The sequence below is a fragment of the Micromonospora sp. NPDC049175 genome, from assembly GCF_043197345.1.
Classification (GTDB): domain Bacteria; phylum Actinomycetota; class Actinomycetes; order Mycobacteriales; family Micromonosporaceae; genus Micromonospora.
On record NZ_JBICSY010000002.1, the window covers coordinates 49448 to 63146 of the forward strand.

Sequence of the window (13699 nt, forward strand, 5' to 3'; positions counted from 1 at the left end):
CCGTCAGAGCCAGTCGAACCACTCCCGGGGCAACGACGCGTAGCCGACGAAGGCGACCACGTCGAGCAGGGTGTGCGCGATGATCAGCGGCAGCACTCGCCGGGTGCGCAGGTAGAAGAGGCTGAAGATCACGCCCATCACCGCGTTGCCGACGAACGCGCCGAAGCCCTGGTAGAGGTGGTACGAGCCGCGCAGCAGCGCACTGGCCGCGATGATCGCGGCGAGCCGCCACTGGAGCTGGCGCAGCCGGGTGACCAGGTAGCCGACCACGATCACCTCTTCCAGCACGGCGTTCTGCACGGCGGCGAGGATCAGCACGGGGACCGCCCACCAGACCTGCGGCAGCGCGGCCGGCACCAGCGTGGCGTTGAGGCCGAGCTGGGCCGCGACGAAGAACAGAGCCAGCCCGGGCAGGCCGATCAGCGCGGCCAGGCCGGCGCCGCGGGCCAGGTCCTGGCCGGGCCGCCGGGCGTCCACGCCGAGGGTCCGCGCCGGGTCGCCGGGGTCACGGCTGAGCAGGTGTACGGCCAGCAGCACCGGCAGCAGCGCGAACACGATGCCGAGGAGCTGGTAGGTGAGGTCCAGCCAGGGCCGGGTCGACGCCGACGTGTTCAGCGAGGCGGTCTGTTTGGAGAGCGGACCCTCGGCGGTCAGCTTCGCGATGATCGAGACCACCGCGTAGACCGCCGACTGGCCGAGGGACAGGCCGAGGACCAGCAGTGTTTCGGTGCCCAGCAGGCGGCGGGACACCGGGCGGGTCAGCTCAACTGTCACCGCACCACTCTGCCCGACGAGTGGCACCGGCGGCACGGCCGACCGACCAGCATGAGCCGATCGCACATTCTGTGCGACCAGTCGACACTCTCCGTGGAGATTCTATGGGCGCCCGATCCGCTGTCGACTGGAGGAGGAGCGCCTCGTGGACAACCTCGCACGGTTGCTGAAGGAGAGCTGGACCTTGGTCGAGGACGATCGGGCCCGACTGACCGACCACTTCTACGCCCGGGTGTTCCTGCTCGACCCCGCCCTGCGGCACCTCTTTCCGGTGCAGATGACCGGCCAGGGCGACCGGCTGCTGGAAGCGATCGTCAGGGCGATCCACACGGTCGACGACCCGGAGACCTTCGCCGAGTTCCTCCGGGCGCTGGGTCGCGACCACCGGAAGTACCACGTCGACGATCGGCACTACGCGACGATGGGCACCGCGCTGCTGGACGCGCTGCGCCGCATCGCCGGCGACGGGTGGAACCTGGAGTACGACCAGGCGTGGCGGGAGGCGTACGACGCGGTCGCCGCCCTGATGGTGGCCGGCGCGGCCGATGACGACGGCCCGCCGTTCTGGCACGCCGAGGTGCTGACCCACAAGCGTTACGGCCCGGACACCGCCGTGTTGACCTGCCAGGCGTTGCAGCATCCACTGCGTTGGCAGGCTGGGCAGTACGTCAGCCTGGAGGTGCCGCGCCACCACCCCCGGGAGTGGCGGAACTACTCGGTGGCGAACGCCCCGAACGACGACAACGTGTTGGAGTTCCACGTCCGGTCGCCGGGGGCCGGTTGGGTGTCCGGTGCCTTGGTGCGTCGGGTGCGGCCGGGTGAGCTACTCCGCCTGGCGGCGCCGATGGGGTCGATGACCCTGGACCGCTCCTCGGAACGGGACATCCTCTGCGTGGCCGGCGGTGTCGGCCTGGCACCGATCAAGGCGCTGGTGGAGGATCTCGCCACCTTCAACCGCACCCGGTGGGTGCACGTCTTCTACGGTGCTCGCCAGGCAGCGGACCTCTACGGCCTGGACGGGTTGCAGGAGTTGGTCGCCGCACACCCGTGGTTGTCGGTCACCGCGGCGTGCAGCGACGACCCGGACTTCGACGGTGAGCTGGGCGACATTCCCGAGGTGGTGGCCCGGTACGGCCCGTGGACCGCGCACGACTGCTACGTCTCCGGCTCGGCCCGGATGGTCCGGTCCACGCTGCGGGTGCTCGCCGCCGACGAGGTGCCGCCGCCGCACATCCGCTACGACACCTTCGGCGACCTCTAGACGTTCCTCCCCCCACACCGGGGCGCGTGCCCCCGCCCCCTGGGGCACGCGCCCCGGTCCCCCTCGTCCGTCAGTAGCGCCAGGGGTGCCCGGTCTCCCGATATTCCTCGACCGGCACCAGCGGCACGCCGGGCGCCATCCGATCGACGTAGAGCTGGCCCTCCAGGTGGTCGATCTCGTGTGCGACAAGCCGAGCCATGCCGAACTCGAACGAGGTGATGATCCGGCTGCCGTCCCACTGGGCATGCTCCACGTCCAGCCGCAGCGGCCGGGGCACCAGACCTCGGTGGTCGAAGAAGGACAGGCAGCCCTCGTACTGCTCGTCGGTGTCCGGGGCGGCGTCGACAACCCGTGGGTTGAGCAGCACGACCGGCTCGGCCAACCGGTCGGGGGGCCGCACCACGGCCGCCGCCCGGCCGATGCCGAACTGCGGGGCGGCGACGCCCACCCCCTTGCTGAACGGGTGCAGCTCGTCGAGTCGGGCCAGGGCCGTGGTGAGCCGGTCGATGACGTCCCGTGCGACGTGCTCCTCCCCCGGCAGGTCGAACGGGCGGGCGCGCTGGCGGAGCAGGTCGTCGCCGCGCTGCACGATGCCGAGGCCGCGCATCCGGTCGCTGGGTCGCACCCGGACACCGCTCGGGCCACTGTCGGGTTCGGTTTCCGGGCGGGCGCGGAAGCGCCACTGCATCCGGTAGCGGGCGTTCAGGGGTGGGTCGTCGGTCTGCCACTCGTAGATCGCCCGGTCGCCCTCGTCGTGCCGCTGCGGTGCCGTCCGCAGCGGGCCCTCCTCCGTGGAGAGCGAGGTTTCCTCGCCCCAGACCTGCGGGTCGAGCGCCGCGGGCAGATCCAGGCGTACGGCGAGTTGCCGGGTGGGTAGTCGGACGGCCCGCTGGAACCAGGGACCCCACTTCTCGTGCCCGACGCTGTACGCGTACTCGATGGTGGCTCGGTCGCCCGGGTAGAGCGGAAAGCGCCGTTCCCCGTTCTCGAAGAGCAGCCAGATCTCCTTGAACGCGTCCCGGTCGTGTTTGGCTCGCCAGTGCATCGGCTCCGGTTCGCCGCCGCCGTCGTCTCGGCGGGCCTGTAGTTGCAGCTCGGCGAACGTGAGTTGGTGCTCGCGGTGGTGCCGGTTGGAGCGGCCGGGATCGTTCGGGTAGCGGTCGACGGCGACCCGGATCAGGTAACGGGTGACCGGCTCGGTCCCGGCGTTGTACAGCTCCCGGCGGATCATGCACCGGTAACCGCCGTCGGTGTGGGTGAGGGTGGCGAGTTCCCGTTCCACGACGAGGCCGGTGCCGGGCGGAAGCCACTGTCCGGGCAGGTGCGACTCGCGGTGCGGCTGACCCGTGCGGGCGTGCCGCAGGTCGTCGTACTCCCGGAAGCGCTGCCAGATCGCGCCGTTGGCTTCCAGGACCGCCTCGGCCCGGCGGGCGAAGTCCTCGGTGGGGCGGTGCCGGCGTCCCTCGACATGGCTCACGTAGGACGGGTCGAACCCCATCAGGATGGCCAGTTGTTTCTTGGAGAGCCCGCGCCCGGTCCGTTGCCGGGCGAGTTCGGCCGCGAAGGAGTCGGCAGCCCGTTCGAGGGGTGAGGTCGTCATTAGCTTCCTCGTGGCCGGGGCATTAAGTTTCACGTTCTGTGCGCGAGCACACACGCAACTGGCATGTTTTCGACACACCGCTTGACAATCCACCGACAGTCGTCGATGGTGCGGCAGCGTTTCCCAGGGGCTACTCCGGGTAGTAAGCGACGCACCACTCCCGTCGGACGGGTGTGACATTCGCCGGAATATGACCAAGGTGAGGCTTCCCTTACGGTCGACGGCCTGGTTAGGCTAGCCTTAGCTCAGGACGGCACATGTCGTCCACCGGGGCACTCCCGGTCACGCAGACGGGGGATGACTCAGGTGACAGCGGTGATGCCGAGGCGGGACGCCGTCGCCACGCCGCTCGCCCCCGTCACCGCGGCGCTGCGGGCCATGTTCGGCACCGACGACGTACCCGGGCTCGCCCGGGGCCTGGTTGTCGACGACGAGTTCGGTTGGGCGCCCGCCACCACCCTGATCGACGGCAGCCGGCTGCCGGAGTTGCTGCACGGTGCCGCCACCCGCTGGGGTGGCACGCCGCACGCGTGCGCGGCGCTGGCCTGGAAGTCGTACAGCTACTGGACGTCGCTGCCGGTCGTGCTCGGCTGGGCCTCGGCCCGCCGGGTGCCGCTCGTCGACCCGGCCGACGTGCTGATCCACTTCGAGGACCACCGGCAGTTGCTCACCATGGGCCTGCGTCGGGGGACCACAGTCGCGGTGCTGCCGAACGACCCGTTGGCGCTCGCCGGCCTGCCGGAGGTGCGGGTCGTCGCCGACGAGGCGGAGCTGCTGGCCGCGCTGCGCGCCGCACTGCTCGACGCGCACCTCGCACCGCTCATCACGGCGATCCAGTCGGAGGTCCGGGTGGGCACCCGGACGCTGCTCGGCTCGGTCGCCTCCGGCATTGCGCACGGCATCCTGCGGGCCGCCGACGGCCTGCCCGGCTCGACGGTGCAGAGCATCGACACCCTGCTCGGCGCGCTCGACCTGGCCGACCTGATCGAGCTGGTGCCGGGGCCGACAGGTGAGCCGAGCGTGCAGCGGCGCACCTGCTGCCTCGCCTTCACCCTGCCCCGGCCCAAGGTCTGCCAGGGCTGCTGCGTCCGTTAGCCCCTCGTCGGCTCAGTCGGTGAACGACCGGACGTCCCACACCCACACGTCACCGGTGCGGACCGGCTGGATCCCGGTCAGCTCGGTCATCCCCCGACGCAGCGCGGTCTCGTGCTCGTGCGGCCCGAGAATGACCACCCCGGCCCGCCAGAAGCGCAGGTCGTCGACCGCTCGGACCCGCGCCTGCGGGGTGATCGGCGGCACCGCCCCGGTACGCCTGATGGTGGCGAAGAAGCTGCTGGTCGGGCGGGGTGGCGCACCGAACAACGCGACACGCGGGGGATCGGCGCTCGGACGGGTGTCCGGACCGAGGAAGTAGCCCCGGGCCAGCGGCATGTCCAGCCGGGTCTCCGCCGCCCACCGCAGCGGCTCCGCGTAGGTGCTGTCCGGCAGCGGCAGAGTCACCACGCTGCGCCCACCCGTCACGTACGCCCGCCAGGCCCCACTTGTCACGAACGTGGGGACCGGGTCGAGGTGGGCCACGGGCAGCGGAGTGGGGACGATCGGCAACAGGGCCATCGTGAGCACGGTCGCGGTGACGAAGCGGACCTGTCCCCTGGCGGCCGGATGCGAGCCGGCCAGTTCGCGGGCCCGTTCGGCGCCGTAGGCGAGGAGCAGCCCGATGATCGGCGTGATCGCCAACGCCCACCGGGTCGGCACCACCGAGTGCAGGATCGGCAGGTTCTCCAGCGCCGCCCACGGGCCCGGCACCCCCGTACCCCGGTTGTCGAAGCGGACCTCCCGGCCCAGCGAGAGCACCGCGAAGAGCAGCCCGAGCGCGGCCAGCGCGAGCACCACTATCGAGCGCCGCAACCACCAGACCAGGGCGATCACCAGCACCACCAACGCCCAGCCGAAGAAACTGTTCTCCTCGGTCGGGTTCTTGGCCAGGCCGGCGGCGGTGCGTGGGCTGCCGGCGAGCGCCTCCCGGGAGTACGCGACGAACGACGCCAGGTCACTGGAGTAGCCGCGAATCAGCCGGGACAGCCCGGAGTACGCGTCCGGTCCGAAGAACTGCACGTACAGGGGGTACGCCAGCAGCAGCGCGGCGAGTCCGGCGGCGACCGCGAGGCCGGCGAGGAAGGACCGGGCCCGGGACCGTAGCTCGGCACGGCCGACGGCGAGGACGCCGATGACCAGGCCGAGCCCGATCGCGGTCATCAGCAGGATCTCCAGGTTGAGGAAGGCCTGCCAGACGATCACGAGCGCGAGAAGGACCCCGTTGCGCAGCCAGCGGCCCGGTTCGCCGAGTCGCAGGGTCCGCCAGATGATCAACGGGACGACGAACTGCGACACGATGTTCGGGTGCCCGTTGGCGTGCGACACCATGGCCGGCGCGAACGCGCAGAAGCCGGCGCCGAGCCACGCCGGCCCGCGGCTGCCGATCAGGACCCGGGAGAGCAGGAAATACCAGGCGGTGGCGGTGGCGATCATGCCGATGGTGAGGAAGACCAGGAATGCCACTCTCGGCCCCAGGAGCAGGGTGACAGGCGTCAGTGGCAGCGAAATGGATAATACGGACGTATTGGCCATCAGATTCACGCCGTCCGGGACGTTCATCTGATTGGAATGGAACGGATACGCAAACTGCGTGACGACTCGCGCACCGTGCGCCATCATCCATTCGAATTGCGACTGATCAGACTGGTTGTCCCGCACGCCGCTGCCCGGCTCCAACCAGAGCCGAGCGGTCACCCACAGGCCGAGAACCACGAAGCTCAGCACGGCGACCAGATCGGCCACCTTCCCCCTGCGGGAAGGCCGAGCGCGACCCGACTCCCCCTGCGCCGACGGTGCGACGGCCGGACCGTCGCTGTCGCTGGGCGCGTCCGGCTCAGGAGTAGTCATGACAATTCACAGGGTAGTCAGGGCATCGCGCTGCCGTGACATGTTTCGGGGTACTGCCGTACTATGTGCCGGGTTCGCCGACCGCCGATCACGAACCCACCCCCGACCATAATTCGGCCACCCCCGATGCCCCGATTCTTCTGCCGTCCCAGCGGATGATTCACTCTGTCGGTCCAGGCACGGGTCGAGTTCATATCGTGAGGAATCGACGCATGGCAGAAATCACTGGGGATCAGCGCGTTCAGTCCGAGGTGTTGGAAGGTCTGGCGACCGCTGTCAACCACCGTCGCTGGTTCATCGAGCTGGCCGTGCCGTACCTCGGCGACGACCCGATCGAGATCGGCAGCGGCCTCGGTGACTACGCGCTGGAGTGGTCCGAGCTGCTGCCCAGGTTCACCGCGACCGAGGCCGACCCGGACCGGCTGGTGCAGCTCAAGGAGCGCCTCGCCGACCGGCCGAACATCGACGTCCGGCAGATGCTGCTGCCGCACAACGACCGGGGCGACTACAGCGCCGCGGTCTCGTACAACGTCCTGGAGCACATCGAGGACCACGTGGGCGCGCTGAGCAGCATGCGCGACCTGGTCCGACCCGGCGGCGCGGTGATCATCATCGTGCCGGCGTTCCAGTTCGCGATGGGCCCGGCCGACATCGCCACCGGGCACGTCCGCCGCTACACGAAGAAGACGCTCGGCGCGGCGATGACCGAGGCCGGCCTGACCATCGAGAAGATGCACTACGCCAACGCGCTGGGGCTGATCGGCTACTTCATGGCCACGAAGGTCTTCCGGCTGATGCCGAAGGAGGGCCCGATGGTCAAGGTGTACGACACCCTCGTGCTGCCCGCCACCAAGGCCGCCGAGCAGCTCGTCCGCCCCCCGTTCGGCCAGTCGGTCTTCGCGGTGGCCCGAGTCCCGTCCTGACCTTGCCCACGCCCCGCATGCCGCCCCCGCGATCTTGCACTTTCTGTCGTCCAGACGCCCCTTAGGTGGAGAATGTCGGAACAGAAAGTGCAAGATCGCGGGGTACGGGTCACTCCTTGATCTGGTGGGTCGGGCGGATCACCGCTCGGGCCAGGGTGTGGAACGTCAGGTTGAAGCCGACGTAGGCGGGGCTCGCATCCGGGGTCAGGTCCAGGCGGTCGACGTCTACCGCGTGCACCGCGAAGACGTACCGGTGCGGGCGGTCACCGGCGGGCGGAGCCGCACCGCCGTAGCCCTGCTCGCCGTAGTCGTTGCGGACCGAGAACGCCCCGCCGAGGTCGGTGCCCGCCGCGCCGCCCGCGCCGCTGGGCAGTTGGGTGACGCCGACCGGCACGTTGACGAGCACCCAGTGCCAGAAGCCGCTGCCGGTCGGCGCGTCCGGGTCGTAGCAGGTCACCGCGAAGCTCTTGGTCTCGGCGGGGAAATCCGACCAGCTGAGCTGCGGCGAGACGTTGTCACCACCGGTGCTGCCGTGCGCGTGCCGGGAGTCCATCGGCTCGCCGTTCTGCACGTCGTCACTCGTCAGCGTGAACGCGGGCAGCGTCGGCAGCAGCTCGTACGGGTCCGGGGCGATCGGTCGTTCCAGGGTCATCAGAACGCGTCCTTCCGGTGTGCGGAGATATCAGCCCCTTCTTACCCCGTTCCGGGGCCGCCGACGACCGGTTAGGCACTGTCCGGAGTCGCCGCGCGGATATGCTCACCGCCGCAACGTCCACGGGGGAAATTCGTGAGCATATGGCGTGACTTCCTGGTCGCCGTCATCAGCGCGCTCCGCAGGCCCGACGAGCAGTCGCTCGCCCGGGAACGCCGACGCGCGGTCGAGCGACTGGCCGAAGAGACGATCCGCCGGGAGCAGCGGCCCACTGACCCGCCGGAGTGACCAGGCCGCTCAACGCGCCCACCGAACAAAGCGCTCGAACAGTTCAGCCGCCGGGATGGCGGGCATTTCAGTCACCGCCACCACGTGCAAACTGCCCAGGTACATCGACAGACCGACCCGATCACCGCCGTACGCCTCGGACAGCCGTACTCGGGCTGGGGCGCAGGGCCACGGGGTGTCCTGCTCGCAGGTACGGCAGGTCCACTCGGGTCGACGCGGGATGTGTTGGTCGGCGAGGCGGCTCGCCAAGACGGCGGCGGCCCGTTGCCCCTGTACCGATCGGGCATCCGTGGCCGCTCTGACCGTGGTGGGGACCTCGCCCATCATCGGCCCGCACCGCCGTCGCGATTGCCGGCGGAGTGACGCCGTGCTTGAGCCAACAAGCGTTCCCGGGCAGCTTCCTGCTCCGCGCGTTGGATCGCCGGGCCGGTAGCACCGAGGGGTACAGAAGCCGCTAGTCGCCTAGCTTGCCGACGGAGCAGGTTGAACGGCCACATCATTGCGGTGCCCTCCCGTCTCAGGGGCGGCGGACATCGCCCTCAAATCGGGGGTGACGCCGCAAACCCACTGCAATCGCGAGAACACGGTATGCAGCGACGGAGGGCGCAAAGGGTACGCGGCGTACCCGGCGACAGGAGGTACCCCTACAGCTCCGGTACGGCGATCCTGCTCTCCAACTGGATCGCCTCGGCGCGGATGGCCGCCGGCGCCTCCCTAGCCAATCGGCCTGCCAACTCCTGAGCCGCCGGTGAGTAACGGACCGTCTCAGGGGAGGTGGCCTCCGCAAGGCCCAACAGGTGAAGCGTCGCCTCCTGTGCCCCTTCCAGGTCGGCAGAGCGCGCCAACTCCACGTAGTGCCGGCCTCGCCGTTCAGTCGACGGGATCGATGCCGGGTCGAGCGAGTGCGCCCGCCGTTGCGCCTCGTCAGGATCGCCCAGGTCGACCGCGCACATCACCGCGTACACGTCGACCAATGGCCGCGACACCCGGGTGCGAAGGCCGACGAAGCCGGCCGGCAGGGCCTGCTCGACCACCCGACGAGCGGCATCCCAGTCGGACCAGGCACCCTGGTCACCGGTACGAGCCCGCGTCAACGCGGTACAGAGATGCAGGTCGGCAAGCATCTCGGCCCACTCGCTCCCACCATCGGCGACTCGCGGCTCGATCAGATCGCGCGCCTCCCGCAAACGCTCCAACGCCTCGTCACCCCGGCCGACAGCGCGCAACAGGTGCGCCGCGTACCAGGTGGACTGGGCAATGGCGAGGGGGTCGTCAGCATCGAGGGCCGCCGCCATACCGCGGTCGACAGTCAGCCAACACAGCTCGCGGTCACCGTGCCAAGCAAGGTAGGCCTGCGCGAGGTGATGTGCCTGGGCCAGCAGGGCCAGGCTGACCCGCCTGTCGTCGCCGGTGTGCAGCCGGGCAGCTCGCTGAGTGGCGTCGAGTAGCCCGGGAAGGATGACGCTCACCTCGGTGCGCTGATGCCGAGAGGTGTGCCAGGTCTGCCACGCGGAGTCCACAGCGCCGCGCAGATAGTCGGGGGACTCCGGCTCGCCAGAGACGGAGATGTGCCAGGCGGTCAACGCCCGACGGACATCACCGATCGCGGGGTGACTGGGTCTTCCATCCAGGGACAAGGTCACCTGCGGCCCGAACAGATCTCCAAGGTCACGTACGCCGAGGTGCGGAGCGACCTGCTGAGCGGCTCGCAAGGTCAGGCTCCGACGCCCGTTCTCCACGAACTTGATCGTGGTCGGCGACAGTCCGGCAAGGCCGGCGAGCTGTTCGCGGGAGAGGCCGGCGGCTCGACGAAGCCGCTCGACGCGCTGGCCGGGGGTGAGTTGCTGATCCGCCATGAGGCACCTCGCCGTATCGGGTACATCGTGTACCCCGACCGTACGCCGCGATGAGGCACCCGTCGATGCCTACTCGCTGCGCTCCTCGACGCAGATGATCCACTCGGGCCCAGTGATATCGGGGGCATTCCTGAGCTTGGGACGCCCCTTCCGGGAAGCCGAGTGGGTAAGCGCGGCGTCCTGGTGAGCGGAGGGTGCGGGATTCGAACCCACGAAGACATCGCTGCGTTACCGGTTTCAAGACCTAGTTCTACCCCCCTTCCGACCAGGGCCAATACCGTTGAACTACTGGTGATCGCCGGCCATTTACCGCCGTCGGGTTGTCGCAAGCCGGGGCGTCGTGAGCTTCCTGCTTGATGAGCGGCCAGGCGTCCAAGTGCCAGCGCACCCCCCGGCGCGTTGCCGCAAGCCTTACGTTCGGGGCGACTGGCCGTCGGATGAACGACAAAACGCTGCGTCGCGGCGAGCTTGGGTCACATTCGGCGCATCATGAGTCGATGGCTAAACGAGACAGCGGAGCAGGTAAGTCGTGGCGTGCCATGCCGGTCTGGTTGATCCCTCTTGCCACGCTAGCTGTCGGGGCGGTCACCTACTTCGCGGTCAGCCTGCTACTGGAAGAGGTACGGCCACCTTCAGATGCCGACCCACTTGAGGCAGCCAAGCTGCGTGTTGAGACGATCCGAACAGGACTCACCGTAGGTGCCGGAGCCGCCGGGGCGGTACTGCTGCTCCTTACCGCTCGGCGGCAATGGCTCGCAGAGCAAACCCAGCTCGCAACCGAGCATGACGCGACTGAACGCCGCATCACGGAGCTGTATGTCAAGGCGGCCGAACAACTCGGGTCAGACAAGGCGGCGGTACGGCTAGCGAGCCTATATGCGCTGGAACGTCTAGCCCAGGACAATTCAGGACACCGGCAAACCGTGATCGATTTGATGTGCGCCTACCTGAGAATGCCTTTCACTTCCCCGCAACTTGTAAGAGTGTCCCCCGAACCTACTGATGATGAATCCGCCAAGCATGCTGCAGCTCGAGAGGAACTAGAAGTTCGTTCTACCGTTCAGCGGATTTTGCACCGACACCTCTTCAAGGAGTTTGCGAGCCGCAGGCACCAGTCGGCCTTCTGGGGCGGCATGGACGTTGCTATTAGCCTAGTGGGAGCAAGACTAGTCGATTTCACTTTTACGCGAGCGTGCATCGGATACGCGGACTTCTCCGGAGCAACCTTCGAGGGCTCCAGCAGCTTCGAGGACTGCAACTTTACATTCGGCGCTATCTTCGATGGTGCAACGTTCGGGCCCGTCACCTTCGCTTCCGCTACCTTCGGCAACCGTGCCGGATTCTCTCAGGCAGTGTTCGAGGGGATTGCCGATTTTGCGAAGACGGCGGCCACTTCGATTAGCTTTGATCGAGCCAAGTTCGGTGGAACAGCCACATTCGATGAGTCTACTTTCGGCACACTCAGCGATGTATGCGATTTCTCCGGCACTACCTTCTCCCACTACGCGTCATTTCGTAACGTTTTTTACCACTTGCCGACCTTCGTTGAAACCCAGTTCGAAGCCGACGTCACATTCAACAGTTCGAACTTCGTGCGTAACGCAAACTTTGAAGGTTGCCACTTCAGTGGTCATGCAACATTTCTGAATACGCGCTTAGGTGGCGGGAATCTCTTCATCACCTCCACCTTTCATAAGGATGCCGATCTCGCAGGCGCTATTCTCGCACCTGGCACCTCCGGTGATGAGCACTTGCCTCCCGGCTGGAAACGCGGACCAAAGCACGAAGACACTCGAGACCTCTACACCGTAATAGCAATTCCGCAACCTCGTCGGGCCGAAGATGAAACGGCGGCAGAACAAATTTGCTCTACCTCAGACGCTGACGAGCCGCGATAACCAACGGTGCCGCGAGAGCGGGTGGCAGCTCGCATAATTGGTGAGGTCTCACTTGAGCCTCTCTGCCGACTCCACCACTGACCGCCATCGGCCCGGCGCTAGCCACTCCTGGCCAGCACGAGAGCGCCGGAGCGGCCGACGAACTTTGCCGCCCATTTGCCGCGACGAGTGAGACGCGGCGACCCCGAACGGGACGAAGTGAGACTGCCTCGCCATTCACGGAAGCCCCCCCGGCCAGCATTCGCGCTGGCCAGTGGGCGTTTACTGTCAGGTGGGCGGAGGGTGTGGGATTCGAACCCACGAAGACATCGCTGCCTTACCGGTTTTCAAGACCAGCGCCATCGGCCACTAGGCGAACCCTCCTGGGCCGCCACCCGCGGGCGTACGGCCACGCACAGTCTGCCACGGCTCCCGCCAGTCGGCCCGGCGTCCCTCCCCCATCGCGGTGACCAGGCCGTCCCGGCTGTCCACTGTGGGCTCGCGGTTGCGCCTGCGACACCTGACGAGATCGGGAAGACTGGGCCCATGCGAGCCATCACCATTCCCGAACCCGGTGGACCCGACGCGCTGGTCTGGGCCGAGGTGCCCGACCCCGAGCCGGGCCCCGACGAGGTCATCGTGGATGTGCGGGCCAGCGGGGTCAACCGCGCTGACCTGCTGCAACGGCAGGGGCACTACCCGCCGCCGCCGGGCGCGTCCCCGTACCCCGGGTTGGAATGCTCCGGGGTGATCACGGAGGTCGGGTCGGAGGTCGCCGGGTGGGCGGTCGGGCAGCAGGTGTGCGCGCTGCTGGCCGGTGGGGGGTACGCCGAGCGGGTCGCGGTCCCGGCCGGGCAGTTGCTGCCGGTGCCGGCCTGCGACCCGGTGGACGCCGGGGCGCTGCCGGAGGTGGCCTGCACGGTCTGGTCGAACCTGATCCAGGTGGGGCGACTCGGCGCGGGTGACACGTTGCTGGTGCACGGCGGGGGCAGCGGGATCGGCACCTTCGCGGTCCAGCTCGGTGCGGCCCTCGGCGCGACGGTGCTGACCACCGCTCGCGAGGCCAAGCACGCCCGGCTGCGTGAGCTGGGCGCGTCCCACACGATCGACTACCGGGAGCAGGACTTCGTCGAGGAGGTCCGGCAGGCCACCGACGGTCGGGGCGCGGACGTCATCCTGGACATCATGGGCGCGTCCTACCTGGGCCGGAACGTCTCCGCGCTGGCCACCGGCGGCCGGCTCGTGGTGATCGGGATGCAGGGTGGGCGCAAGGGCGAGTTGGATCTCGGTGCACTGGTGGCCAAGCGGGCGAGTGTCGCCGCGACGTCGCTGCGCTCTCGGCCGCTCGCCGAGAAGGCGGAGATCGTCCAGGGCGTACGGGACGAGGTGTGGCCGTTGATCGAGGCCGGCACGGTCCGACCGATCGTGGACCGGCGGGTGCCGATGAGCGAGGCAGCGACGGCGCACCGGCTCGTCGAGTCGAACGACCACTTCGGCAAGGTGCTGCTCACACGCGGATGAGGCC

11 protein-coding genes and 1 tRNA gene are annotated in these 13699 nt (G+C 68.5%); 6 read left to right on the forward strand and 6 right to left on the reverse strand.

All coding sequences use genetic code 11. From position 1 onward, the window contains the following. Positions 1 to 3: 3 nt before the first annotated feature. On the reverse strand, positions 4 to 774 hold the full coding sequence (locus tag ACGFH8_RS07020; RefSeq protein WP_393364690.1) for a CPBP family intramembrane glutamic endopeptidase: 771 nt from the start codon (positions 772 to 774) through the stop codon (positions 4 to 6). Positions 775 to 919: 145 nt separating this feature from the next. On the opposite strand from ACGFH8_RS07020, the gene ACGFH8_RS07025 reads away from it, so the two are divergent. Further along, a complete protein-coding gene (locus tag ACGFH8_RS07025) occupies positions 920 to 2035 on the forward strand; it encodes a globin domain-containing protein (RefSeq protein WP_393364693.1) in 1116 nt (371 codons plus the stop codon). 70 nt (positions 2036 to 2105) lie between these two features. Here ACGFH8_RS07025 and ACGFH8_RS07030 read toward each other — a convergent pair whose 3' ends face one another. Beyond that, positions 2106 to 3635: a peptide deformylase gene (locus tag ACGFH8_RS07030; RefSeq protein ID WP_393364696.1), complete on the reverse strand. Its 1530-nt coding sequence runs from the start codon at positions 3633 to 3635 to the stop codon at positions 2106 to 2108. Positions 3636 to 3953: 318 nt separating this feature from the next. On the opposite strand from ACGFH8_RS07030, the gene ACGFH8_RS07035 reads away from it, so the two are divergent. Beyond that, positions 3954 to 4730 carry a hypothetical protein gene (locus tag ACGFH8_RS07035; protein WP_393366993.1) on the forward strand — a complete coding sequence of 259 codons (777 nt, stop codon included), beginning with the start codon at positions 3954 to 3956 and terminating at the stop codon, positions 4728 to 4730. 12 nt (positions 4731 to 4742) lie between these two features. Here the strand turns inward: ACGFH8_RS07035 and ACGFH8_RS07040 are convergent, their stop codons facing one another. Next, positions 4743 to 6578 carry a hypothetical protein gene (locus ACGFH8_RS07040; protein ID WP_393364699.1) on the reverse strand — a complete coding sequence of 612 codons (1836 nt, stop codon included), beginning with the start codon at positions 6576 to 6578 and terminating at the stop codon, positions 4743 to 4745. A gap of 212 nt (positions 6579 to 6790) precedes the next feature. Between ACGFH8_RS07040 and ACGFH8_RS07045 the strand changes: the two genes are divergently transcribed. Continuing rightward, positions 6791 to 7501 carry a class I SAM-dependent methyltransferase gene (locus ACGFH8_RS07045; protein ID WP_393364702.1) on the forward strand — a complete coding sequence of 237 codons (711 nt, stop codon included), beginning with the start codon at positions 6791 to 6793 and terminating at the stop codon, positions 7499 to 7501. Positions 7502 to 7610: 109 nt separating this feature from the next. Here the strand turns inward: ACGFH8_RS07045 and ACGFH8_RS07050 are convergent, their stop codons facing one another. Next, positions 7611 to 8153: a YbhB/YbcL family Raf kinase inhibitor-like protein gene (locus ACGFH8_RS07050; protein WP_393364705.1), complete on the reverse strand. Its 543-nt coding sequence runs from the start codon at positions 8151 to 8153 to the stop codon at positions 7611 to 7613. Positions 8154 to 8288: 135 nt separating this feature from the next. On the opposite strand from ACGFH8_RS07050, the gene ACGFH8_RS07055 reads away from it, so the two are divergent. After that, the gene (locus ACGFH8_RS07055; RefSeq protein ID WP_393364708.1) at positions 8289 to 8441 is read left to right on the forward strand and encodes a hypothetical protein; all 153 of its coding nucleotides are present in this window, start codon (positions 8289 to 8291) and stop codon (positions 8439 to 8441) included. 644 nt (positions 8442 to 9085) lie between these two features. On the opposite strand, the gene ACGFH8_RS07060 is transcribed toward ACGFH8_RS07055, so the two are convergent. Next, positions 9086 to 10297, reverse strand: coding sequence for a helix-turn-helix domain-containing protein (locus tag ACGFH8_RS07060; protein WP_393364711.1), 1212 nt, complete (start codon positions 10295 to 10297; stop codon positions 9086 to 9088). A 497-nt stretch (positions 10298 to 10794) separates the two neighbouring features. On the opposite strand from ACGFH8_RS07060, the gene ACGFH8_RS07065 reads away from it, so the two are divergent. Then, a complete protein-coding gene (locus ACGFH8_RS07065) occupies positions 10795 to 12195 on the forward strand; it encodes a pentapeptide repeat-containing protein (RefSeq protein ID WP_393364714.1) in 1401 nt (466 codons plus the stop codon). A gap of 276 nt (positions 12196 to 12471) precedes the next feature. Here ACGFH8_RS07065 and ACGFH8_RS07070 read toward each other — a convergent pair. Continuing rightward, a tRNA-Ser gene (locus ACGFH8_RS07070) sits at positions 12472 to 12558 on the reverse strand. 162 nt (positions 12559 to 12720) lie between these two features. Between ACGFH8_RS07070 and ACGFH8_RS07075 the strand changes: the two genes are divergently transcribed. Then, positions 12721 to 13695 (forward strand): NAD(P)H-quinone oxidoreductase, encoded by a 975-nt coding sequence (locus ACGFH8_RS07075; protein ID WP_393364717.1) that lies wholly within the window; start codon positions 12721 to 12723, stop codon positions 13693 to 13695. Positions 13696 to 13699: the final 4 nt, after the last annotated feature.